Source organism: Terracoccus sp. 273MFTsu3.1 (genome assembly GCF_000383675.1).
In the GTDB taxonomy this organism is placed as follows: Bacteria; Actinomycetota; Actinomycetes; order Actinomycetales; family Dermatophilaceae; genus Terrabacter.
Genome location: NZ_KB911822.1, coordinates 488,191 through 511,373 on the forward strand (window position 1 = coordinate 488,191; position 23,183 = coordinate 511,373).

18 protein-coding genes and 2 tRNA genes are annotated in these 23,183 nt (G+C 69.8%); 12 read left to right on the top strand and 8 right to left on the bottom strand.

Features of this window, described 5'->3' with window-relative positions; genetic code table 11:
- The first annotated feature begins 14 nt into the window (after positions 1–14).
- Both folP and H283_RS0112605 read left to right on the top strand, forming a co-directional pair.
- On the top strand, positions 15–950 hold the full coding sequence (gene folP / locus H283_RS0112600) for a dihydropteroate synthase (protein WP_051103637.1): 936 nt from the start codon (positions 15–17) through the stop codon (positions 948–950).
- A 228-nt stretch (positions 951–1,178) separates the two neighbouring features.
- Complete coding sequence (locus H283_RS0112605; RefSeq protein WP_013491183.1) at positions 1,179–1,382, top strand: cold-shock protein; 204 nt, start codon at positions 1,179–1,181, stop codon at positions 1,380–1,382.
- Between the two features lie 103 nt (positions 1,383–1,485).
- On the opposite strand, the gene H283_RS0112610 is transcribed toward H283_RS0112605, so the two are convergent.
- Positions 1,486–3,021, bottom strand: coding sequence for an LCP family protein (locus H283_RS0112610; RefSeq protein ID WP_020143886.1), 1,536 nt, complete (start codon positions 3,019–3,021; stop codon positions 1,486–1,488).
- Between the two features lie 191 nt (positions 3,022–3,212).
- Between H283_RS0112610 and H283_RS0112615 the strand changes: the two genes are divergently transcribed.
- Positions 3,213–3,302: transfer RNA gene (locus tag H283_RS0112615), tRNA-Ser, on the top strand.
- 213 nt (positions 3,303–3,515) lie between these two features.
- Here the strand turns inward: H283_RS0112615 and H283_RS0112620 are convergent.
- Both H283_RS0112620 and H283_RS0112625 read right to left on the bottom strand, forming a co-directional pair.
- Entirely contained in the window at positions 3,516–4,013 is a 498-nt protein-coding gene (locus tag H283_RS0112620) for a DUF6328 family protein (protein ID WP_020143887.1), read from the bottom strand.
- 203 nt (positions 4,014–4,216) lie between these two features.
- On the bottom strand, positions 4,217–6,061 hold the full coding sequence (locus tag H283_RS0112625; protein WP_051103613.1) for a phosphoenolpyruvate carboxykinase (GTP): 1,845 nt from the start codon (positions 6,059–6,061) through the stop codon (positions 4,217–4,219).
- Between the two features lie 442 nt (positions 6,062–6,503).
- Here H283_RS0112625 and H283_RS0112630 point away from each other — a divergent pair.
- From H283_RS0112630 to H283_RS0112670, 9 genes are all read left to right on the top strand, one after another.
- Positions 6,504–6,576 (top strand) — tRNA-Arg (locus H283_RS0112630).
- A 146-nt stretch (positions 6,577–6,722) separates the two neighbouring features.
- Positions 6,723–8,381 carry an MFS transporter gene (locus tag H283_RS25035; RefSeq protein ID WP_255324760.1) on the top strand — a complete coding sequence of 553 codons (1,659 nt, stop codon included), beginning with the start codon at positions 6,723–6,725 and terminating at the stop codon, positions 8,379–8,381.
- A 3-nt stretch (positions 8,382–8,384) separates the two neighbouring features.
- On the top strand, positions 8,385–9,233 hold the full coding sequence (locus H283_RS0112640) for an alpha/beta fold hydrolase (RefSeq protein WP_020143890.1): 849 nt from the start codon (positions 8,385–8,387) through the stop codon (positions 9,231–9,233).
- Positions 9,234–9,366: 133 nt separating this feature from the next.
- Positions 9,367–11,010 (top strand): AMP-binding protein, encoded by a 1,644-nt coding sequence (locus tag H283_RS0112645; protein ID WP_020143891.1) that lies wholly within the window; start codon positions 9,367–9,369, stop codon positions 11,008–11,010.
- 268 nt (positions 11,011–11,278) lie between these two features.
- Positions 11,279–13,153 (top strand): hypothetical protein, encoded by a 1,875-nt coding sequence (locus H283_RS26705; protein WP_020143892.1) that lies wholly within the window; start codon positions 11,279–11,281, stop codon positions 13,151–13,153.
- Between the two features lie 194 nt (positions 13,154–13,347).
- Positions 13,348–15,108, top strand: coding sequence for an arginine--tRNA ligase (argS, locus tag H283_RS0112655; protein ID WP_020143893.1), 1,761 nt, complete (start codon positions 13,348–13,350; stop codon positions 15,106–15,108).
- Positions 15,109–15,228: 120 nt separating this feature from the next.
- Entirely contained in the window at positions 15,229–16,086 is an 858-nt protein-coding gene (locus H283_RS0112660) for a DUF4328 domain-containing protein (protein WP_156023152.1), read from the top strand.
- A 111-nt stretch (positions 16,087–16,197) separates the two neighbouring features.
- Positions 16,198–16,908, top strand: a complete 711-nt coding sequence (locus H283_RS0112665; RefSeq protein ID WP_020143895.1) for a flavodoxin family protein — start codon at positions 16,198–16,200, stop codon at positions 16,906–16,908.
- Positions 16,909–17,017: 109 nt separating this feature from the next.
- Positions 17,018–17,401 (top strand): SHOCT domain-containing protein, encoded by a 384-nt coding sequence (locus tag H283_RS0112670; protein WP_020143896.1) that lies wholly within the window; start codon positions 17,018–17,020, stop codon positions 17,399–17,401.
- A gap of 120 nt (positions 17,402–17,521) precedes the next feature.
- Here H283_RS0112670 and xylB read toward each other — a convergent pair whose 3' ends face one another.
- The 5 genes from xylB to H283_RS0112695 form a co-directional block, all read right to left on the bottom strand.
- Entirely contained in the window at positions 17,522–18,967 is a 1,446-nt protein-coding gene (gene xylB / locus H283_RS0112675; RefSeq protein WP_020143897.1) for a xylulokinase, read from the bottom strand.
- Positions 18,940–20,466, bottom strand: coding sequence for a mannitol dehydrogenase family protein (locus H283_RS0112680; protein ID WP_051103638.1), 1,527 nt, complete (start codon positions 20,464–20,466; stop codon positions 18,940–18,942). Before H283_RS0112680 ends, xylB begins: the two co-directional genes overlap by 28 nt.
- 101 nt (positions 20,467–20,567) lie before the next feature.
- Entirely contained in the window at positions 20,568–21,353 is a 786-nt protein-coding gene (locus tag H283_RS0112685; RefSeq protein ID WP_020143899.1) for an SDR family oxidoreductase, read from the bottom strand.
- Positions 21,350–22,192 carry a carbohydrate ABC transporter permease gene (locus tag H283_RS0112690; RefSeq protein ID WP_020143900.1) on the bottom strand — a complete coding sequence of 281 codons (843 nt, stop codon included), beginning with the start codon at positions 22,190–22,192 and terminating at the stop codon, positions 21,350–21,352. The genes H283_RS0112685 and H283_RS0112690 overlap by 4 nt, the downstream gene beginning before the upstream one ends.
- Positions 22,189–23,142 (bottom strand): carbohydrate ABC transporter permease, encoded by a 954-nt coding sequence (locus tag H283_RS0112695; protein WP_020143901.1) that lies wholly within the window; start codon positions 23,140–23,142, stop codon positions 22,189–22,191. The genes H283_RS0112690 and H283_RS0112695 overlap by 4 nt, the downstream gene beginning before the upstream one ends.
- Positions 23,143–23,183: the final 41 nt, after the last annotated feature.

Genomic DNA, 23,183 nt, shown 5'->3' on the forward strand with positions numbered 1-23,183 from the left:
ACACCGCCGAGATCCTGAGCCGGCTGGCCCCCCTCCAGCTCCCGTCGGCGAGTCCTCTCGTCCTGCGGGGACGCCGCTTCGATGCTGCCTCGCCCGCCGTCATGGCGATCGTCAACCGGACCCGTGACTCCTTCTTCAGCGGCAACCGGCACGCCGACCTCGAGTCCGCCCAGGCGGCCTTCGTCGAGGCCGTCGAGCTCGGCGCGGACCTCGTCGACGTCGGTGGCGTGCGTGCCGGTCAGGAGGGGGAGGTCGTCGATGCCGAGGAGGAGATCCGGCGCGTCGTCCCGTTCCTCCAGTGGGCGCGGGACGAGCACCCGGACGTCCTGCTGAGCCTCGACACGTGGCGGTCCGAGGTGGCCCGTGAGGCGTCCGGTGTCGTGGATCTCGTCAACGACACGTGGGCCGGGCACGACCCAGAACTCGTCCACGTCGCGTCGGGCATCGGTGCCGGCTACGTCATCTCACATACCGGCGGCCTTCCGCCCCGGACCGATCCGGTCGACGTCACCTACGGCGACGACCCGCTCGACGTCGTGCGGGACGTCGTGCGCACCCTGGCCGACGGTGCCAGCGCGGCGGAACGGGCCGGCATACCTCGTGAGCGAATCCTCGTCGACCCCACGCTCGACTTCGGCAAGACCACGGCGCACTCGCTCGAGGTCCTCAGGCACACGGCCGACATCACTGCCCTGAACTACCCTGTGCTGCAGGCGATGTCGCGCAAGGACTTCGTCGGGGAGTCCCTCGACCTGCCGGCCGAGGAGCGGCTCGAGGGGTCGCTCGCGGCGACCGCGGTGGCGGCGTGGCTCGGGGCCACGGTGTTCCGCGCGCACGACGTCCGGGCGACCCGGCGCGTCCTCGACATGGTCGCGACGATCCGCGGCGACCGACCCCCGCGGCTCGCGCTGCGAGGCACCCGACGTGACGCCGCGACGAACGGCTCCTGAACGCCCAAAAACGAGTGTCATCCGATGGGCCGACCGGCCGGTATTCTGCTAGGTTCGTCGCGGTTGCAGTTGCAGTTCCTCGCAGTCGAGCAGGTGCCCGTCATCCGCAACGGTGACGGGTTTCCTTTCGGCTTCGGTGGGTTCGCGCCCGTCGAGTGGAGTCAAAGCGGCAGCTTGGGATGCGCGAGGTGCGTTGTCCCACACGCTAAAGAAGGAAGAGTTACCCGTATGGCACAGGGCACCGTCAAGTGGTTCAACGCTGAAAAGGGCTTCGGCTTCATCGCCCAGGACGGCGGCGGCCCCGACGTTTTCGTCCACTACTCGGCCATTCAGTCGAACGGTTACCGTTCGCTGGACGAGGCGCAGCGAGTCGAGTTCGAGGTCACGCAGGGTCCCAAGGGCCCGCAGGCCGACGCAGTTCGCCCGCTCTGATCACTCGAGAGCAACAGCAACGAGCGACACCAACCTCAGTCGTTTGTGACAAAGCCCCCGGCCATCGGCCGGGGGCTTTGTTGTGGGTCGGCGGACCTGCGGCTCAGCAGGTCTCGTAGGAGTCGGTGCTCGACGAGGTCGGGGTCTTCGTCTTCGTCGGCGTGCTCGTCGGCGTGCTCGTCGACGACGGCTTGGGCTTCGCCTTCGGCGGTGCGATCGCCTTCTGGACCAGCGAGCGGACGAGGTCATAGTCCGGGTTCCAGGACTTGACCCCCTGCGACTGGGTGAGTCCCAGAGCCGTGATCTTGGCCTTCTGCACGCGCTGGATGAGCTCCACGAAGGCGGGCAGGTTCTGACCTGGGATGTCGGTGTAGATGTTGTTCTTCAGGATGCTGGCGATCTGCGGGTAGTCCGCGACCATCTTGGCGGGGTTGACCTGCTGGACGATCGCCTGGATGACGCACCGCTGGCGCATCTGGCGGTAGGTGTCGCTGTCGGAGGCCCGGGTGCGGGCGTACCAGAGGGAGTGCCACCCATCCAGGTGCTGCAGGCCCGGCTCGAAGTAGCCCTTGACCCCATAGAGGCGCCCGGACGCGTCGTGTGCTCCGCCGATCGTCAGCTTGGTGCCGAAGCCGCTGAGCTTGACGTTGATGTCGAGTCCACCCATCGCGTCGATCAGCTCCGAGAAGCCCTTGAGGTCGATGACGACGGTCTGGTCGATTTTGAGTCCGAGCACCTCTCCGATGGCGTCGCGCGTCTCGTTACGTCCCGGCACCTTCTCCGTGTAGGCGCCGGGGTGGTTCGCGGCGTACTGGTCTGCCTCGGTCCACAGCGCGTTGAGCTGACACGGGTCTGCCGGGTCCTTCTGCTCGCGAGGACAGGTCGGCTCTCCGTAGACCCCGCCCGGCCACATCGCCCGCAAGGGGCTCTTGGCGGGCAGTGGGATCTTCTGCAGGTTACGGGGAAGCGAGATGAGGGCAGTTCTGCCCGACTTGGTGTCGATGCTCGCCACGATCATCGAGTCGCTTCGGGTGCCGGTCCGGTCAGCCCCGGCGTCGGAGCCGATCATGAGGATGTTGACGCGGGACTGGTTGGCCCAGGGGTCCTCCCCTTCAGCCACCTGCGCGCCCGAGCCCGGCGTCACAGGAGTCTTGCCGAAGACCTGCGCCACGGTGCTCTGCGTGATCGTGGCGTACTCGGCGACCTTGAACGACGACCCGGCGACGAGGAAGACCATGAGGGTGGTGAACCCGGCGAGCAGACGCGTGCGGGCGCGGTCGAGACGCGTCGGGCGCGACTGGACTGCAGTAAGGATGATCGAGCCGCACCAGAGGATGCCGCCGATGACGAAGGCGACGGCGAGCGTCTGCAGCACCGTCGGGCGCGCGACGATCGACAGCGCGGCGTTCGTCACACCGGTGCGCATCACGTAGTAGGCGCCGACGCCGAGGCTGACGATGGCGACGGCGAGCAGCAGCCAGCCGAACTTGCGGCTCCGGGTCTGGGTCAGGCCGGCTCCGGGGACGACGGTGCCGAGGGCGGTGAGCCCGACGGCGCGACGGAAGCCTGACTTGAGCTCGCGTCGCAGCGCCTCACGGGTCGGGGGCGCAGCCGGACCTCGCGTGTTCGGGTAGGTCATGGAGTCCTCTCTGCATCGGCCCGTGCGCACGAGCCGATGCACATTGTGCCCTGCCAACCTGATATATGCCTCATCGAGTTGGGTATGGCGCCGCGACGCGTCCACCCCCGGTTTGGGTCGGGCGCACCGGTGCCGGTAGCCTGTGCTCGCCCGTGCATCCGACGCCGCCTCGGCGGCCTCGTCGCGGGCACGGAGGCGTCGCATAGTGGCCTAGTGCGCCCGCCTGCTAAGCGGGTTGAGGATAAAACCTCTCGCGGGTTCAAATCCCGCCGCCTCCGCCAGCACCAGACAGAAGGACCCCGACACGCTCTTCGTCGGGGTCCTTCTGTCTGGTGCTGATCGAACGCGTGGGATTTGGGAGGAGCTCAGGAGCCCCCGAGGAACGAGGGGGCTGCTGAGCGACGGGTCCCGCCGCCTCCGCCCGGTGGGGGACCCGCAAACGGTGCCCCTCGACAAGCGGGACCCGCAGTCAATGGCCTAGACGGTCGAGGAGCTCAGTCGCTGGCCTCGAGGTTCTGGCGCGCGCTGCCCTTCTTCGACAGCGGCACCCCGACCCACAGCGCCAGCCCCAGCACGCCCAGCGCGCCACCGAACCAGAACGCGGCGGTGTGCGACATCAGCACGTCGAGCACGAGCACCACGCCACCGATGATGCCGAGCCCGAGCGTGAGCAGGCCCACGCTCATGAGCCGGTCGGTGTAGGTGACGATGAAGTCCTTGAGCCCGTCGCGAAAGAGGGTGCGGTGCAGCGCGACCGGCGCCGTGAAGACGATGACGCTGACGGCGGCGGCCATGAGGGTCGCGACGTAGATGTCGCGCTGCAGGTCGCTCAAGGTGGTGAAGCGCTGCTGGAACGGGATGGTCAGCAGGAAGGCGAAGAGGATCTGGACGCCGGCCTGGGCGATGCGCAGCTCCTGCAGCTGCTCGCCGAAGTTGCGATCGAGCCGCTCGGCCTCGGTCTCGTCGCGGGTGTAGGGGTGTGAGTTGCTCATGGCCCACCTGTACCCCACGACGGCCACCCGACGACAGGGGGCGTATGCCGCGTGCCCGGCGACACGGCATACGCCCTCGGTGTCGGGCGGGCGCCACGACGGCGACGGACCCGTGGGATGACGGAGGGCCCGGCACCGTGAGGTGCCGGGCCCTGCATCACGTCGTCCGCCGCCCGCCGGCCAGCAGGCGGTGGACCGACCTCTCAGCGCTCGCTGACGCGGGCCTTGAGGGCGTCGAACTCGGCCCACAGCTCCGCGGGGAGCTGCTCGCCGAACTTGTCGAACCACTCCTGGATGAGGGGCAGCTCCTTCTCCCAGTCGGCCGCGTCGACCCGGATGGCCTTGGCGACCTGCTCGGGCGTCATGTCGAGGCCGTCGATGTCGATAGAGCCCTCGGTCGGCACGAACCCGATCGGGGTCTCCACGGCATCGGCGTCGCCGTCGAGGCGCTCGATGACCCACTTGAGGACCCGGCTGTTCTCGCCGAAGCCGGGCCAGAGGAAGGAGCCGTCCTCCTCGTCGCGACGGAACCAGTTGACGCCGAAGATGCGGGGGAGCTTGGAGGCGTCCGCGCTCTTGCCGATCTCGAGCCAGTGATTCATGTAGTCGCCGGCGTGGTAGCCGATGAAGGGCAGCATCGCCATCGGGTCGCGGCGCACGACGCCGACGGCGCCGGTCGCGGCAGCGGTGGTCTCCGAGGAGAGCGTGGCGCCGATGAAGGTGCCGTGCTGCCAGTCGCGCGACTCGTAGACGAGCGGCACGGTCGTCTTGCGGCGGCCGCCGAAGAGGATCGCGTCGATCGGCACGCCGTCGGGGTTGTCGTACTCCGGGGCGATCATCGGGCACTGCGAGGCCGGCGTGCAGAAGCGGCTGTTCGGGTGGCTCGAGAGCGTCCCCGCCTTGCCGTCCTCGGGCGTCCAGCTGTTGCCGTGCCAGTCGGTCAGGTGCGCCGGCGGCTCGTCCGTCATGCCCTCCCACCACACGTCGCCGTCGTCGGTCAGGGCGACGTTGGTGAAGACCGAGTTGCCCTTCTCGATGGTGGCCATCGCGTTGGGGTTGGTCGACTCGCCGGTGCCGGGGGCCACGCCGAAGAGCCCGAACTCCGGGTTGACGGCGTAGAGGCGCCCGTCCTCACCGAAGCGCATCCAGGCGATGTCGTCGCCGACCATCTCGGCCTTCCAGCCGGGGATGGTGGGCGTGATCATCGCGAGGTTCGTCTTGCCACAGGCGGACGGGAAGGCCGCCGCGATGTAGTGGACGGACCCCTTGGGCGAGGTGAGCTTGAGGATGAGCATGTGCTCGGCCATCCAGCCCTCGTCGCGGGCGATCGCCGAGGCGATGCGCAGCGAGTAGCACTTCTTGCCGAGCAGGGCGTTGCCGCCGTAGCCGGAGCCGTAGCTCCAGATCGTGCGCTCCTCGGGGAAGTGGACGATGTACTTCGTGTCGGAGCACGGCCACTTCACGTCGGCCTGTCCCTCGGCGAGGGGGGCGCCGACCGAGTGGAGGGCCGGCACGTAGTCGGCGTTCGTCTCCTCGATCTTGTGGAGCACCTTGTCGCCGCAGCGGGCCATGACGAGCATCGAGACGACGACGTAGGCGGAGTCGGTGATCTCGACCCCGAACATCGGGACCTTGGCGTCGAGGTGACCCATGACGAAGGGGATGACGTACATGGTGCGGCCCGCCATGCTGCCGCGGTAGAGCTCGGTCATCCGAGCCTTCATCTCGTCGGGCGCCATCCAGTTGTTGGTGGGCCCGGAGTCCTTCTCGTCGACGGAGCAGATGTAGGTCTGCCCCTCGACGCGCGCGACGTCACTGGGGTCGGAGGCGCAGTAGAAGGAGTTCGGCTTCTTGCTCTCGTTGAGCCGCACGAACGTGCCGGCCTCGACGAGCTGGTCGGTCAGCTCGGTCCACTCCTCGGGAGTGCCGGTGATCCAGCGGATGTCGCGCGGCTGCGTCAGCTCGGCGACCTGCTCCACCCACGCGGCAAGACCCGCGTGCGTCGTGTGTGTCTGTTTCTCGTGGGTCGTGGTCAACTCGGGGCCCATCCCTTCGCGCGCGGTGCCGCCCGGCACCACGTCGTGCCGGTGTGAAGCTGCTCCGCACGTGGATCCTGGGCGAGCCCGGATCGGGCTGCAGGTGTCCACATGCTGAACAGATGACGTGATGACTTCAAGGTACGCGCCGTCGTGGGTGCCGTTGACCGCATGCGGGCGCCGGAGCGGTGAGACGCCTCACATGACATCGGCGCCGCAAGAAATACGACGAATCATTGTCGGTTTCTTGCAGGAATTTCAGTACTCACGGGTACCGGGCAGCGGGTGATCGTGGCCCACCGTCGAGCCGATCGCGTATGCCATGAGCCGGCGCCCGCGGGTCGCCGTTCGTGGGGTGCCTGGCGGGGTCGTCCCGCTCGGGCCGGGGCCGATTTCGTGGATGCGAACCCGAGGCGCTAAGGTAACTTTTCGTTCCTCCGAGTGACGGAACGACGCACCCGTAGCTCAACGGATAGAGCATCTGACTACGGATCAGAAGGTTAGGGGTTCGAATCCCTTCGGGTGCACTCTGTGTTGAGACAGAACACCACGCCCCGGCCGGGTCTCCCGGCCGGGGCGTCGTGCTCTCCGGGGGCGACCCGCTGGCCCGCGTTCATCCTGTGGGGGTGACGCGGCCACGCGTGTGGGGGGCGGACTCTGGTCCGGTGACGACATCCCCCGCCCGAACCGGTGCCGGCATGGTTCTCGCCCTGTTGGCGTCGGGCAGTTCGTCATGACCCTGGACAGCTCGGTCATGAACGTCTCCATGGCCGTCGTCGCGAGCGACCTCGGCACGACGATCAGCGGCATCCAGACCGCCATCACGCTCTACACGCTCGTCATGGCCACGATGATGATCACAGGCGGCAAGATCGGCACGATCATCGGCCGGCGTCGCGCGTTCGGCATCGGCCTCGTCATCTATGCGGCCGGGTCGCTGACGACGGCGCTCGCGCCGAACCTGCCCGTCCTGCTCTTCGGGTGGTCGCTGCTCGAGGGGTTGGGCGCCTCGCTCATCATGCCCGCGATCGTGGCGTTGGTCGCCGCGAACTTCCCCGCTGAACGACGGGCCGCTGCCTACGGTCTGGTGGCCGCGGCCGGCGCCATGGCGGTCGCCGCGGGCCCGCTCATCGGCGGTGCCGTGACGACCTTCGCGTCGTGGCGCTACGTGTTCGCGGGTGAGGTCGTCATCGTCCTCGTCATCCTCGTCTTCCTGCGCAAGATGGCCGACGTGCCACCGGCGCCGGCGAAGATCGACTACGTCGGGTCGCTGCTGTCGGTGGTCGGTCTGGGCTCGATCGTCTACGGCGTGCTGCGCACGAGCGACTGGGGCTGGGTCGCGGCCAAGCCCGGCGCCCCCGTGGTGCTGGGGACCTCGCCGTCGATCTGGCTCATCGTGCTCGGGATGCTCGTCGTCTTTAGCTTCATGAGGTGGGAGAACCACCTGGTGCGGATCGGGTCGGAACCCCTGCTGCGACCCGTGCTGCTGCGCAACCGCGGCCTCGTCGGCGGCCTGACCATGTTCTTCTCGCAGTACATCGTCCAGGCGGGCGTCTTCTTCGCCGTGCCGCTCTTCCTGTCGGTGGTCCTCGAGCTCGACTCCCTCCAGACCGGTCTGCGCATCCTGCCGCTCTCCTTCGCGCTCCTCGTCTCGGCGGGAGGCATACCCAAGGCGTGGCCCAGGGCCAACCCCCGCCGCGTCGTGCGCCTCGGCCTCCTGTCGGTGCTCGCCGGCGTCCTCGTGCTCGTCGCGGGCATGGACCCCGGCGCCAACGCCGCCGTCGTCGCGATCCCGATGCTCCTCATCGGTCTGGGTCTCGGTGCCCTGTCGTCGCAGCTCGGCAGCGTGACCGTGTCGTCGGTGCCCGACTCGGAGAGTGCGGAGGTCGGCGGCCTGCAGAACACCGCGACGAACCTCGGCGCCTCTCTCGGCACGGCCCTCGTGGGGTCGGTGCTGCTCGCGACCCTGACGACGTCGGTCATCGCCGGCGTCCAGACGAACCCCGACGTCCCGACCGAGGTCAAGGCGCAGGCGACGACCCAGCTCGCCAGCGGGGTGCCCTTCATCTCGGACAAGCAGCTGACCGAGGCCCTCCAGCAGGCCGGGGTCGACGAGACGCAGACCGCCGCGATCCTCGAGGTCAACGCCAGCGCTCGACTCGAAGCCCTCCAGGAGGCCTTCGGGGTGACCGCCCTGCTGACGGCCGGTGCTCTCTTCTTCACCGGGAGGATCCCGCGCCGGGCTCCGGGTGACGACGGACCGGCCGACGACGGACCGGCCGACGACGAGGCCGAGGAGCTCGACCCCGAGCCCCTGCTCGGGGAGGCCTGACCCGTGGCCGCGCAGTCGCTCGCCGAGCGATGGACGGTGATCGACGGCGTCAGGGTCTTCTACCGCGAGTCACCCGGGCCACCGGGCGCCGCCCCGATGATGCACCTGCACGGCTTCGGCCTCTCCGGTCGCTACCTGCTGCCGACCGCCGAGCGGCTCGCGGGAGAGTTCCGCACGCTCGTGCCGGACCTGCCCGGTTTCGGTCGCAGCGGTCGGCCGCGCGAGCCGCTCGACGTGCCCGAGCTCGCCCATGCGGCCGCGGCCTTCCTCGACGACCGGGGCGTCGAGCAGGTGACGCTCGTCGGCAACTCGATGGGCTGCGCGGTCATCTGCGAGTTCGCGCACCTCTACCCGGAGCGCCTGGACCGGGCGGTGCTCGTGGCACCGGCGGGCGGTCTCCACAACCAGCCACTGCGCCGAGCCGTGCAGCAGCTCGCACGGGACGGCATACGCGAGCCGTTCGGCCTCATCCCGGTGGCCGTGCCCGACTACCTGAGGTTCGGGGTGCCGAGCACCGTGCGGATGTTCCGGGCCCTGACCCGCTACCCGGCGCTCGACCGTCTCCTCGCGCTCGACATCCCGACGCTCGTCGTCGTCGGGAGCGCCGACCCGCTCATGCCCGCGCCACCGCGGATCAAGGAGGTCGCCGGGCAGACCGACAGCCACGTGATCCTCGTCGTCATCCACGGCGCCGCGCACGCCATCAACTTCAGCCACCCCGGCGAGCTGGCCAACGTCACGCGGCTCTTCATGTCGAACCGACCGATCCGGGACGACCCGGACTCGCCCGGTGACGCCCGCGCCTACGAGATCCACCGGGGCGTGCATGCGCCTCCGGTGGCCGACGCCTGAGGTCGCTGACGGGCGCGTCCATCCGGCGCACCATGTGAGTTCGCTCCACCTCGCGGGCTTTCCCTTGTGCGTCCGGTCGTGCCGGGGTTGGGTGTGGTGAGACCGTCCACCGCCGCACGCCGGGAGGCCACCGATGACCGCCGCACCGCCCGTCACGCTCGACCCGAACCTCTCGCACACCCGCGGTGAGACCGACACTCCGCTGCTCGAGACGACGATCGGCGACAACTTCGACGCCACGGTCGAGCGGTTCGGCGAGCGGGAAGCCCTCGTCGACGTGGCCCAGGGCCGTCGGTGGACGTATGCCGAGCTGCGGGCCGACGTGGACCGGCTGGCGCGCGCGCTGCTCGCTGTCGGCGTCGGCACCGGCGACCGAGTCGGCATCTGGGCGCCGAACTGCTCCGAGTGGACGCTGGTGCAGTACGCGACGGCCAAGATCGGCGCCATCCTCGTCAACATCAACCCGGCGTACCGCGCCCACGAGCTGCAGTACGTCCTGGGCCAGGCTGGCATCTCGACGCTCGTCACGGCGGAGTCGTTCAAGTCGAGCAGCTACCGACAGATGGTCGACGAGGTGCGCGAGGAGGTCGACGGCCTCGAGCGGGTCGTCTACATCGGGACGTCGGACTGGGACGAGCTCGTCGCGCGCGCCGACGACGTAGCCCCCGAGGAGCTCGCCCGGGTCCAGGCGGGGCTCTCCAACACCGACCCGATCAACATCCAGTACACCTCGGGCACGACGGGATTCCCCAAGGGCGCGACGCTGAGCCACCGCAACATCCTCAACAACGGCTACTTCGTCGGCGAGCTGTGCGACTACACCGAGGCCGACCGCGTCTGCATCCCCGTGCCCTTCTACCACTGCTTCGGCATGGTCATGGGCAACCTCGCGTGCACGACCCACGGCGCGTGCATGGTGATCCCGGCACCCGGCTTCGACCCCGCGCTGACCCTCCGAGCCACCCAGGACGAGAAGGTCACCTCTCTCTACGGCGTGCCGACGATGTTCATCGCCGAGTGGAACCTGCCCGACTTCGCGTCGTACGACCTGTCGACCGTGCGGACCGGCATCATGGCTGGATCCCCTTGTCCCGCAGAGCTGATGAAGAAGCTCATCGCGGCCGGCATCGAGGAGATGACGATCTGCTACGGCATGACGGAGACGTCTCCGGTGTCGACGCAGAACCGCACGAACGACACGTTCGAGCAGAAGGTCGGCACCGTCGGCCGGGTCGGCCCGCACCTCGAGATCAAGATCGTCGACCCGGTGACGGGCGAGACGCTGCCTCGGGGGAAGGCGGGCGAGTTCATGACGAAGGGCTACTCGGTGATGCTCGGCTACTGGGAGCAGCCCGACAAGACGGCGGAGGCCATCGAGGACGGCTGGATGCACACCGGTGACATCGGCGTCATGCACGAGGACGGCTACGTCGAGATCACCGGCCGCATCAAGGACATGGTCATCCGCGGTGGCGAGAACGTCTACCCGCGCGAGATCGAGGAGTTCCTCTACACGCACCCCGACATCCTCGACGCGCAGGTGATCGGCGTCCCCGACGAGAAGTACGGGGAGGAGCTGTGCGCCTGGGTGCGGATGAAGGAGGGCGCCACCCCGCTGACCGCCGAGTCGCTGCGCGAGTTCTGCACCGGTCAGCTCGCGCACTACAAGATCCCGCGCTACGTCGAGATCGTCGACGAGTTCCCGATGACCGTGACGGGCAAGATCCGCAAGGTCGAGATGCGCGAGACCACGGCGAAGAAGCTCGGACTCGGCTGACGTCCCGAGCGGACCCGAGTGGGACCGCGGAGCAACGGGATTCGGCGACGAGCAGCGTGCCGGGCTGCGCCCGGGGCACCGATGGCGTATGCCGTCCGGCCGGCCGGACGGCATACGCACGCTCGTCAGGGTGCGAACCGGGCGGTCGTGCCCACGGTTCGGGGTAAGTGCACGACGACGGCGGCGCGCTGGGTGCCGCAGAGGTCCCCCAGCGCAGTAGGTTTCGGGGGAAGTGGTCGTGAGGGCCCGTAATCCGTAAGGGGATGGCATGTCCGACACAGGCAAGACGATTCTGTGGATCGTGGTGGCGATCGTCGTCATTGCAGTGATCATCTGGTTGTTCGTCTCGGCAGGGCGGCGTCGCGAGGTCGAGGCGCGCCGCTTCGAGGCCGGCGAGCTGCGAGCCAAGGTCGAGGAGCGGCTGCCCGAGGTGCAGGACACCGAGGACCGCGCGTCGGTGACGGCCGCGATGGCTGCCGATGCCCGCGCCGAGGCCGAACGCAAGGCCGCGGAGGCCGAGCGAGTCGCCGCGGAAGCGCGGCGACTCGAGGAGCAGGCCGCGGCGCACCGCGCCAGCGCCGAGTCCGCGCGCGTCGAGCACGCGGGTCTGGAGCGTGAGGCCGACCGGGTCGACCCCGACGTCGCCACCGACGACGAGGGCTACCGCGTCGACGACGCCGGGAACCGCCTGCCGGGTCAGGAGCCGCCGCGCGGTGCCGGGCTCGCCGCCGGTGCGGGTGCTGCCGGTGCGGCAGGGGTGGGGGCCGCGGCCTTCGCTCACGACGACGACGAGGCCGACCTCGCGGACGCCGAGAACCCCTTCGCTCCCAGCGCGTCCACCACGGACGACCAGCCGGCCAGCCGGGGCACGGACCTCGCGAGCGACGCAGACCTGCGCGCCGACGAGGAGCAGTCCTCCTACGCCACGGACGAGCCCGAGGTCACCGGCGGAGCGACGGCCGCAGCGTCGTCGACCGACGCCGACGCGGGTGCCGATGGTGGTGCTGACGCCGGTGCTGACGCCGCGGAGGAGACGAGCGGTCACACGTGGTCCCCGACGGATGCTGACGCGGGTGCCGATGGTGGTGCCGACGCGGGCGCTGACGCCGCGGAGGAGACGGGCGGCCACTCGTGGTCCGCGACGGATGCGGACGCGGGTGCCGATGGTGGTGCCGACGCGGGTGCTGACGCTGCGGAGGAGACGGGCGGCCACTCGTGGTCCGCGACGGATGCGGACGCGGGTGCCGATGACGGCGCTGACGCCGGTGCCGCCGCCGTGGGGGCGGCCGCAGCGAGCCACGAGCGTGACGGCGACCGTGACGACGACCGTGACGACGACGTCTCCGGCACGGCATCGATCGGGGCCGAGGACGCCTCGATCGCGTCGACGGAGGACTCAGCGGGTACAGCGACTGCGACGGAGCAGCCCTCAGACGAAAGGTCCACGACCGTGAGCGACACGCAGTCCGACGCCACCGGCCCCACTGACTCCACGGACGAGCACTTCACGCCTCCTGTGGCCGATGCCGAGGAGCCGCACGAGGTCGCGATCCCAGCCCTGGACGAGCGCGACGACGTCGTGACCGACGGTGGCACCCCGACCGACGACCCCGGCGACCACCGCGGCCAGCCCTGGGCGACCACCCCGGGCGAGCGCGGTCTCGACGAGGGCACCGACGACGACGCTGCGGACGCCGGGCTCGACGTGGACATGGCGCCGCACTCGCACGAGAGCGACGAGGACGACGGGCTCGCCGAGCCCGCGAACACCGGGACGCCCAGCGACTCCACCGACTCCACCGACTCGGCGCAGGAGTCGGACGAGGCGTCGGACGAGCCGTCGGACGAGCAGACGAGCGAGCAGACGAGCGAGCAGACGAGCGAGCAGCCGGCGCAGGGCGACTCCGCTGCCGGCCGCCGCATCTCCGGGTTCGACGAGGTCGCCGACGGCGGGTTCGGCCTCGGTTCGGCCGCACCCATCGCGGACGGGGCGCAGCCGCTCGGTCACGCCATCAAGGGCCGGCGCGACGGCACGACCTTCATCGGCCCCGACGACGCCGGCTACGACGACGTCGAGCCGGACGTGTGGTTCTACAGCGAGGAGGCGGCCCGACGCGCGGGCTTCCACCGCGACGGGGAGTGACCGCTCCCTGACGGACAGTGGCCGCGTGCACAACGGTGTGCACGCGGCCACGCCCGTGCCCGGGCGGTTCTCCGTGGCCCGACCCCGCTGGGTCCGCGCTCGGGCGGGGTGCGCGCGACACGGCATACGCCGTCGGTGGGGCGGGCCCGAAACGGTGGCGCGGGCACCCGCTCGGCGCAAATAGACTTGCCGGCATGGTTTCCCCGCTCGTCGCGCTCACGCCCAAGGTCCAGTCCGCGATCGCCGCCGCCCTCGGTGACGACTTCCGCGAGGCCGACCCGGTGCTGCGCCCGTCGCAGTTCGCCGACGTGCAGGTCAACGCCGCGCTCGCCCTGGCCAAGAAGGTCGGGATGCCGCCGCGTGAGGTCGCGGCCAGGATCGTCGACGCCCTCGACCTCGACGGCGTGTGCGACTCCGTCGAGGTGAGCGGCCCCGGGTTCATCAACCTCACCTTCTCGAGCTCGTGGATCGCCGGCCTGCTGCAGGACGTCGAGGCCGACGAGCGGGGTGGTGTCGCGCTGCAGCCGACGCAGAACATCCCGATCGACTACTCCGCGCCGAACGTCGCCAAGGAGATGCACGTCGGGCACCTGCGCACGACCGTCGTCGGCGACTCACTGGCGCGCACGCTCGAGCACCTCGGCCACCACGTCATCCGGCAGAACCACATCGGTGACTGGGGCACGCCCTTCGGCATGCTCATCGAGCACCTGCTCGACGTCGGTCGGGACTCCGAGGAGGCCGACCTGCTCGTCACCGACCCCAACGCCTTCTACCAGGCGGCCCGGGTCAAGTTCGACCGCGCCGAGAAGGCCGAGCCGGCCGGCAGCGAGGGCGACTTCAACGTGCGGGCCCGCACCCGGGTCGTCAAGCTCCAGGCCGGCGACCCCGAGACCCTCGCTCTCTGGCGTGAGCTCGTCGACCTCTCGAAGATCTACTTCAACAAGATCTACTCCACGCTCGGCATCACGCTCACCGACGACGACCTGGCCGGCGAGTCCACCTACAACGAGGTGCTCGCCGACCTCTGCGCCGAGCTCGAGGCCAAGGGCATCGCGACCCTCTCGGACGGCGCCCTGTGCGTGTTCCTCGACGGCTACACCGGCCGCGAGGGCAAGCCGGTGCCGCTCATCATCCGCAAGAGCGACGGCGGCTACAACTACGGCACGACCGACCTGGCGACGATCAAGCACCGCGTCGAGGACCTCAAGGCGCACCGGGTGCTCTACGTCATCGGCGCCCCGCAGGCCCTGCACCTCAACATGGTGTGGGACACCGCGCGCAAGGCCGGTTGGCTGCCCGACGACGTCGTGCCCGTCCACGTCCAGATCGGCAACGTGCTCGGCGACGACCGCAAGATCCTCAAGACCCGCTCCGGCAAGCCGTTGCGGCTCATGGCCCTGCTCGACGAGGCCGTCGAGAAGGCCCGGACCGTCATCGACGGCACGCGGCCCGACCTCGACGAGACCGTGCGCGCCACCATCGCCCGGCAGATCGGCATCGGCGCGGTGAAGTACGCCGACCTGTCCGTCGCGCACGACAGCGAGTACGTCTTCGACCTCGACCGGATGGTCGCGCTCACCGGCAACACCGGTCCGTACCTCCAGTACGTCGTCGCCCGCGTCCGGTCGATCTTCCGCCAGATCGGGCTCGACCCGGCCGCCCAGCACGCGCCGATCCTGCTCGGCGAGCAGCACGAGCGCGCCCTCGCGATGCACCTGCTCGGCTTCGGTGACGTCGTCGCCGAGGTCGGTGACACGTACGAGCCGCACCGGCTCGCCGGGTACCTCTTCGAGCTGGCGCAGGCGTTCTCGGCGTTCTACGAGAACTGTCCGGTGCTCAAGGCCGAGCTCGACGAGGTCAAGGAGTCGCGACTGACGTTGTGCGCCCTCGTCTTCCGCGTCATGACGACCGGTCTCGACCTGCTCGGACTGGAGTCGCCCGAACAGATGTGACCGCGGAGGCGGGCCGGTGTCGGCCCGCCTCGCGGCGGGTCGCTCCTGCGTTCGCTCCTGTCGGCGTGCCTGCTGCTGTAGGTTTCGGGCGCGCAATTTCATCGACAGGGGAGAACACTCATGACCCAACCCGCTGCACCTCACGAACCCCCGGCTCCGGCCGCGGCACCTCACGAACCCACGGCACCGGCCGCGGCGGCATCGGCCGCGGCGGCACCGGCTGCGGCGCCACCGGTCCCGCTCGTGCCGCAGGGCCACCTGCCCGCGCCGAGCGGACCGGCCCATCCCGCGCCGACGGGCGAGCCGGGCCTGACCGCCAACTCCAAGACGGTCAAGGTGCGTCCGTGGAAGCAGTCCACGGCCGTGCTCGCCATCATCGCGCAGGCCCTCTTCACCGTCGCAGCCCTCGCCAACCTCTACCTCGCCTGGTTCGACGTCCGGATCAAGGGGCTGCTCAGCGACGGGGACTTCGACGCCGTCGTCAGCGAGGCCGAGAGCGCAGACGCCCTCTACCTGCCGATCCTCGCCCTCGCCGGGCTGGCCGGCATCGTCATGCTCGTGTGGCTCCACCGCGTCTGGACCTCGGACCGATCCGACCACGCCCTCTACACCCGCGGCACCGGACTCGCGATCGGTGGCTGGTTCATCCCGTTCGCCAACGTCGTCCTCGGCCCGCTGGCCCTGCGCGACCTCCTCTGGGGCACCGAGCACGCGAACCCGCGCACCCGCCACGACCGCCCCTCGACGACCCCGCCGCTCGTCATCGCCTTCTGGGTCGTGCTCGGTGTCAACCTCGTCCTCGCCATGCTCGGGCGCGCCGCCCAGCGCGGCATCGAGCAGCCCGACTCGCTCGACACCCTCGTCTCCTCGCTCCAGACGGGTCTGACCTACGAAGCCCTGAGCGGCGTCTTCGGCGCCGCCGGCGGCGTCGTCGCCATCCTCCTGATCCGCAAGGTCATGGGCTTCACCCGTCGCTGACCCGACGCCCGGTGACGTGGTCGACGAGGTGCTGACGTCCGCAAGGACGTCAGCACCTCGTCACATCCCGGCCATTGCGACGGCGGGTTGCGACGGAGGACAGTCGGATCCATGACCGACTGGGACTTCACCGGGCTCAAGGCCACCTACGTCAACTGCACGCTGAAGAAGAGCCCCGAGACGAGCCACACACAGGGGCTCGTCGACGCGAGCGCCGCCATCATGCGCGAGCACGGGGTCACCGTCGACGAGATCCGCCTCGTCGACCACGACGTCGCCACGGGCGTCTACCCCGACATGCGCGAGCACGGCTGGGAGAGCGACGCGTGGCCCGACCTCTACCCCGGCATCCTCGACAGCCAGATCCTCGTCGTCGCCGGCCCCATCTGGCTCGGTGACAACTCGAGCGTCACGAAGCGCTTCATCGAGCGGATCTACTCCCTCAGCGGGATGCTCAACGACAAGGGGCAGTACCTCTTCTACGGCAGGGTCGCCGGTTGCCTCATCACCGGCAACGAGGATGGCATCAAGCACTGCGCGCAGAACGTGCTCTACAGCCTCCAGCACGTCGGCTACACGATCCCGCCCAACGCCGACGCCGGCTGGATCGGCGAGGCCGGTCCGGGACCGAGCTATCTCGACCCCGGCAGCGGTGGCCCCGAGAACGACTTCACCAACCGCAACACGACGTTCATGACGTGGAACCTCATGCACCTCGCGAGGATGCTCCACGACGCGGGGGGCGTGCCGGCACACGGCAACCAGCGGTCGGCCTGGAACGCCGGCGAGCACTTCGGCTGGCACAACCCGGAGTACCGCTGAGCGTTCCGGGGCCCGCAGTCACCCCGTGTGGATGATGCCGAGGGTCGCGGCCGGTCTCGACCATGGGGTGACCACCGCTCCGGTGCTGCCCTCCGAGAAAGGTCGCCCCATGTCGTTCTGGGACATCGTCTGGTTCATCATCATCTTCTTCGCGTTCGCGTCCTACCTCATGGTGCTGTTCTCGATCGTCGCCGACCTGTTCCGCGACCCCCAGGTCTCCGGCGGGATGAAGGCGCTCTGGGTCGTGTGCCTCGTCTTCTTCACCTTCATCACGGCGATCGTCTACCTCATCGTGCGTGGGCGCGGCATGAACGAGCGTGCGGCGCAGAAGAACGCGGAGGCGCGCCAGGCGCAGGAGGAGTACGTCCGAGCCGTCGCGGGGGCCTCGAGCACCTCGGCACCGGAGCAGATCGCCAAGGCGAAGGAGCTGCTCGACTCCGGCACCATCTCCGCCGATGAGTTCGCCGCGCTCAAGGCGAAGGCGCTCGCCTGACAGGCGGGTTCGCCGTCCCGTCACGACACTCGGCGTGGACGACCTTCCGGAGGCTCGGATACCCACCGAGCCCCCGGGGGCACGAGGGCGTATGCCGCACGCGCCCCGAGGCGTTTGGGCTCAGACTCCGTGCGTGCGGGACACGAGGTCCTGGTAGCGCGCCACGACGTCGGCGTGCGCCTGCTCGTCACTCGGCTGGACGGCATACTCCGAGTCGATCGCGAGCGCCCACGTCGGTGGGTCCGCTTCTCCCGAAAGGGCCCACGCGGCCTGGCGTGCGGCGCCGACGCCGACGTACTCGGCCGGTGCCGGCACGACGACCGGGGCGCGGAACAGGCCCTGCGCGATCTGGCGGACCGCGCGTGAGGCGGCCGCTCCGCCGATGAGCAGGATGCGTCCGACCTCGACGTCGTGGTCACGGAGGGCGTCGACCCCCGCGACGAGGTTGCACAGCATTCCCTCGACCGCGGCCCTGGCGAGGTTCTCGGGCGTCGCGTTCGTGCGGGTGAGCCCGCTCAGCGTGCCGGTCGCCTCGGGAAGGTCAGGGGTCCGCTCGCCGTCGAGGTAGGGCAGGAGGGTCAGGCCACCCGCACCCGGGACGGCCTGCAGCGCAAGGCGGTCGAGCTCCGCGAGGTCCACGCCGAGCATCGAGGCGGCGGCGGTGAGCACGCGGGCCGCGTTGAGGGTGCACATGAGCGGGAGATGGTGACCGGTCGCATCGGCGAATCCGGCGATGGCGCCGGTCTCGTCGCGGATCGCGGAGCCGTGCGGCGTGAAGACCGTGCCGCTCGTCCCGAGCGAGACGACGACGTCGCCGGGGTGGAGCGTCAGGCCGAGGGCGGCACCCATGTTGTCGCCCGTGCCGGCGGCGACGAGCAGGCCCTCGGCCGTGTGGCCGGCAGCCTGGGCGGGGGACAGCACCTCGGGGACCTCGAGGGTCCGGCCGAAGGCCCGGTCGAGCAGGTCGAGCCGGTAGTCGCCGTCGGCGGCCGACCAGTAGCCGGTGCCGGACGCGTCGCCGCGGTCCGTGCTCCAGCGCTCGAAACCGTTGCCCTGTTGCAGGATCCGGCCGGTGAGCCAGTCGTGGGGGAGGACCACCCGGGCCACTCGCTCGGCGAGGTCGGGCTCGTGCTCGGCGAGCCATCTCAGCTTCGTGACCGTGAAGCTCGCGACAGGGACCAGGCCGACGGCGTCGACCCACGCACTGACGCCGCCGAGCTCGGACGTGAGGTCACGGGCTGCCCCCGCGCTGCGGGTGTCGTTCCACAGCAGGGCGTCCCGCACGACCGTGTCGTCCTCGTCGAGCGCCACCATGCCGTGCTGCTGGCCGCCGACGGCGATGGCGGCCACGCCGTCGAGGACGCCGTCACCGCAGGCCTGCTCGAAGGCCTCCCACCACCGGTCGGGGTGCACCTCGGTGCCGTCGGGGTGCGGGGCCCGGGCCGCGCGCACTACCTGCCCCGTCTCGGCGTCGCAGACGACGATCTTCGTCGACTGGGTCGAGCTGTCGACCCCCGCCACGAGGGTGCGTCCATCGGTCACGTCGTGCTGCTCCGCCCGGTCCATGACTGCAGGGTCTCCCGAGCGCCTTTGGTGTGCAAGGCCGACAGGGCTCGCGTGAACACCGAGGTGAACCGCTGGTCGTCGACGAGGTCGCCGAAGAGGTCCCGGTCGCGGAGGAAGGCGAGCGGGTCGGTGCCCTGCTGCGCGGCTGCGGCCATGACCCGGTCTTTGACGCGGTCGACGACCTCGATCGGCTCACCCTGCTCGTCGACGCCCTCCGCGTAGCGGGCCCACGAGGCGACGACGAGGGCTGAACGGTCGATCTCCCCGCCCGTCTCGAGGTTGCGCCGGATCACGGGGACGAGCCACTTCGGGATGCGGTCCGAGCTCTCGGCGCAGAGCCGCGCCAGCGTGTCACGCACCTCCGGGTTGGCGAAGCGCGTGATGAGCTCGTGGCGGTACGCGTCGAGGTCGACCCCCGGCACGTCGGGGAGCGTCGGACTGCCCTCGTGCTCCATGTAGCCGAGCAGGAAGTCGACGAAGAGGGGGTCCTGGCAGACCTCGTGGGCGTAGCGGTAGCCGGACAGGTAGCCGAGGTAGCAGAGCGCCTGGTGACTCGCGTTGAGCAGTCGCAGCTTCATCAGCTCGTAGGGCACGACGTCCTCGACGAGCTGCACGCCGGCCTCTTCGAGGGGAGGGCGCCCCTGGGTGAAGTGGTCCTCGAGGACCCACTGGGTGAACGGCTCGCACACGACCGGCCACCCGTCCTCGACACCGAACTCCTCGACGAGGCGGTCGATGTCCTCCGACACCGTGACGGGGGTGATGCGGTCGACCATGCCGTTGGGGAAGGAGACGTGCTCGTCCATCCAGTCCGCGAGCGCGGGGTCCTTGAGGCGGGCGTAGGCCGTCATCATCGTCCGCGCGACGTCACCGTTCCCCGGCAGGTTGTCGCACGACATGACGGTGAAGGGCTCCTGCCCCGCGTCGCGGCGAGCCGCGAGCCCTGCGACGACGTAGCCGAAGACGGTGCGCGGGACGGCGCCCTCCTCGAGATCGGCCCGGATCGCCGGGTCGGCGGCATCGAACTCGCCCGTGACCTGGTTGACGAGGTAGCCACCCTCGGTGATCGTCAGCGACACGATCCGCGTCCGGGGGTGGGCCAGCCGGTCGACGACGGCTTGCGGGTCGTCCGGCGCGAAGACGAGCTCGACGATGCTCCCGACGACGCGCGGCTCGCGGTGGCCGTCGGGATGCTTGACGACGAGGGTGTAGAGGCCGTCCTGCGCCGTCAGGGTGTCGACGATGCGTCGGTCCTGGGGGAGGGCCCCGACGCCACAGATGCCCCACTCCAGAGCGCCGGGGACGCCCTGCTCCATCAGCCGGTCGACGTACATCGCCTGGTGGGCGCGGTGGAAACCGCCGACGCCGAAGTGCACGATGCTCGCGGTGACAGCCGCCCGGTCGTACCTGGGTCGGTCCACCGCGGCCGGGAGTGCGTCGAGCGTGGCGCGCGCCAGGGCCGTGGGTCGCGGGGGCGAGGGGGCGGGCGTGGTGGTCATGGTCGTCTGGTCCTCTCGGAGGAAAGGGATGTCGGAGGCGTGGGCGGCGGGGCGGCCGGACACGGGTGAGCCGGTCGTCATCGACGCGCGGCTGACGGTCGTCAGTGCGTCTCGGACAGGCTCCACATCGTCCACAGCTCGGTGCGCATCCGTCGTGGCTGGCGCAGGGTGTAGGCGACGGCCTGGGCGATGTCCTCCGGTTCCATGAAGTCGCCCTCGGACGGGTCCCGGTCGCCGAAGCGTCCGTCGGCGGCGGCGAAGGGTGTGTTGACGCCGGCCGGAGCGATGGTCGTCGTGCGGATCCCCTCGGAGCGCAGCTCGCGGTCGAGGGCATAGCCGAGGTTGATCTGCGCAGCCTTTGTCGCGGAGTAGACCGCCTCCTTGCCGCCTCCGATGAGGAGACCGGCGACCGAGCCGATGATGACGATGTCGCCACCGCCGCCCTGGGCGCGGAACTGGCGGACGGCCGCCCGCGCCAGCCACACGGTGCCCTTGACGTTGACGTCGACCATGAGCGCGACCTCGTCGGCCGAGTAGTCGAGGATCCCGCCGTAGAAGCCGACGGCGGCGTTGGCGACGACGGAGTCGACCCGGCCGAAGGCGGCGACTCCCGCGGCGACGAGCGCGTCCGCGGTGCTCTCGTCCCGGACGTCGCCGAGGCCGACGGCCAGCCGGTCCTCGCCCCAGGCGCCCCGGAGCGAGCCGAGGGCGTCGGGCCGGAGGTCACCGGCGACGACGCGACCGCCTGCCTCGAGGACGAGCCGGGCAGTCGCGCCACCGATGCCACCGCCGGCACCGGTGACCACGACGACCGAGTCCTCGAGGCTCCGTCCACGGTCGACGGCGCGGAGGGCGGCGGGACCTGGCGCGGAGGTGGTGCCGGTCACTTGATCGCCCCCATCGACAGGCCGCGGACGAGCTGCTTCTGTGCCGCCCAGCCGGCGATGATGACGGGGAGGGCCGCGATCGTCGCTGCGGCGGACAGGACGGCGAGGAACTGTCCTCGACCATCGACGAAGCTGCCGAGGAAGGGCGGCGTCGTGCGGGCGGCCGAGCTCGTCAGCAGCAGGGCGAGGAAGTACTCGTTCCAGGCGAAGATGAAGCTGATGAGCGCTGCGGCTGCGACCCCCGGCAGGACGAGTGGGAGGACGATCCGCACGATCTCACGGAACATGCCGGCCCCGTCCACCCGTGCCGCCTCGATGATCTCGTAGGGCACCTCGAGGAAGAACGAGCGCATCATCCACACCGTGACGGGCAGGTTCATGGCGCCGTAGACGATGGCGAGCATGTAGATGTTGTCGAGCAGCCCGACGGTCTTGAAGATCATGAAGAGCGGCAGCACGATCGCGGCGAGCGGCATGAACCTGGTCGAGATGAAGAACGAGAGCGAGTTCTCGACGTTCTTGACCCGCCGGATCGACAGGGCGTAGGCGGCGGGGATCGCGAGCGCCACCGAGATGATCGTCGCGATGACGGCGGCGGTCAGCGAGTTCTGGAGGTAGCCGGCCATCCCGCGGTCCATCGCGAGCTGGTAGCCCTCCGTGACGGGCTTGAAGATGAACGTCGGGTTGACGGACGACGCGAGCGACTCCGGCTTGAACCCGTTGAGGACCATCCAGAAGACCGGGAAGAAGAAGACGAGCACGAGGACCCACGTGACGAGCGTCGTGAGGGCTCCTCGGGCCGACTGCCTCGACCTCGTGGTGCTGCCTGAGCCGTTCATCGGCTTCCTCCTGCCATGAAGACCTTGAAGACGCTCTTGAGAGCGATGGTCGCGACGATGATCGTGAGGACGACGGTCACGACGCCGTATGCCGCTGCCTGCCCGACGTCGAGCCCGATGAAGGCCCGCTCGTAGAGGAGGTAGGCGAGAGTCTTCGTGCCGCCGGTCCCCTTGGTGAGGATCGCGATCGGGTCGAAGACCTGCAGGATGATGACCGAGCCGAGGAGCACCCCGATCTCGATGTACATCCGTAGGTGGGGCAGCGTGATCCAGGTGAAGGTCCGCCACGTGCCGGCCCCGTCGACCTGGGCGGCCTCGAGGATGCCCTTGTCCTGGCCCTGGAGACCGGCCAGCAGGATGAGCATCATGAACGGCGTGAACTGCCACGTCAGCACGATGACCACCGTGGCCATCGGGTGCTCCGTGCTCCACGCCACGACCGGCAGGTGCAGGGACCGGAAGACCCAGTTGAGCATCCCGATGTTCGTGTCGAACATCGAGTACTTCCAGATGAGCGAGGCGGCCGCCGGCATGATGAGGAAGGGCGTGATCATCAGGGTCCGGGCCAGCGCGCGCCCGCGGAACGGGCGGTCGAGCAGGACGGCGAAGAGCAGGCCGAAGAGGACCGCCAGGGTGACCGAGAAGGCCGTGATGAGCACCGTGGCGCGGATCGAGGGCCACAGGTCGCCGGAGGTCAGTGCGCTCGTGTAGTTGTCGAACCCGGCGAACGCACGGTCGTTGGGATAGAGCAGGTTCCACTTCGTCAGTGAGAACCCGATGGTCGTCAGGAACGGGATCTGCGTCAGCAGGATGAGGAAGATGACGGCCGGGAGGAGCAGTCCCCGGTTGCGCCAGAGCTCCGTCCGCTGGACGCGCCGCTTGTCGGTCGCGGTGCTGGCCCGGACGTCCTCGAGCTCGGAGGGTTGCGAGGTGGTGGTGGTCGTCGTCATGTCGGCACTCCCTTGTGCGGCTCGTGCGACTGCGGGGTTGG

What these genes read in the sequence shown, in the direction of transcription:
- H283_RS0112605 (WP_013491183.1), top strand. Translation starts at nt 1,179, where the DNA reads ATGGCACAGGGCACCGTCAAGTGGTTCAACGCTGAAAAGGGCTTCGGC.
- H283_RS0112610 (WP_020143886.1), bottom strand. Translation starts at nt 3,021, where the DNA reads ATGACCTACCCGAACACGCGAGGTCCGGCTGCGCCCCCGACCCGTGAG.
- H283_RS0112620 (WP_020143887.1), bottom strand. Translation starts at nt 4,013, where the DNA reads ATGAGCAACTCACACCCCTACACCCGCGACGAGACCGAGGCCGAGCGG.
- H283_RS0112625 (WP_051103613.1), bottom strand. Translation starts at nt 6,061, where the DNA reads ATGGGCCCCGAGTTGACCACGACCCACGAGAAACAGACACACACGACG.
- H283_RS0112645 (WP_020143891.1), top strand. Translation starts at nt 9,367, where the DNA reads ATGACCGCCGCACCGCCCGTCACGCTCGACCCGAACCTCTCGCACACC.
- H283_RS26705 (WP_020143892.1), top strand. Translation starts at nt 11,279, where the DNA reads ATGTCCGACACAGGCAAGACGATTCTGTGGATCGTGGTGGCGATCGTC.
- argS (WP_020143893.1), top strand. Translation starts at nt 13,348, where the DNA reads ATGGTTTCCCCGCTCGTCGCGCTCACGCCCAAGGTCCAGTCCGCGATC.
- H283_RS0112660 (WP_156023152.1), top strand. Translation starts at nt 15,229, where the DNA reads ATGACCCAACCCGCTGCACCTCACGAACCCCCGGCTCCGGCCGCGGCA.
- H283_RS0112665 (WP_020143895.1), top strand. Translation starts at nt 16,198, where the DNA reads ATGACCGACTGGGACTTCACCGGGCTCAAGGCCACCTACGTCAACTGC.
- H283_RS0112670 (WP_020143896.1), top strand. Translation starts at nt 17,018, where the DNA reads ATGTCGTTCTGGGACATCGTCTGGTTCATCATCATCTTCTTCGCGTTC.
- xylB (WP_020143897.1), bottom strand. Translation starts at nt 18,967, where the DNA reads ATGGACCGGGCGGAGCAGCACGACGTGACCGATGGACGCACCCTCGTG.
- H283_RS0112680 (WP_051103638.1), bottom strand. Translation starts at nt 20,466, where the DNA reads ATGACCACCACGCCCGCCCCCTCGCCCCCGCGACCCACGGCCCTGGCG.
- H283_RS0112690 (WP_020143900.1), bottom strand. Translation starts at nt 22,192, where the DNA reads ATGAACGGCTCAGGCAGCACCACGAGGTCGAGGCAGTCGGCCCGAGGA.
- H283_RS0112695 (WP_020143901.1), bottom strand. Translation starts at nt 23,142, where the DNA reads ATGACGACGACCACCACCACCTCGCAACCCTCCGAGCTCGAGGACGTC.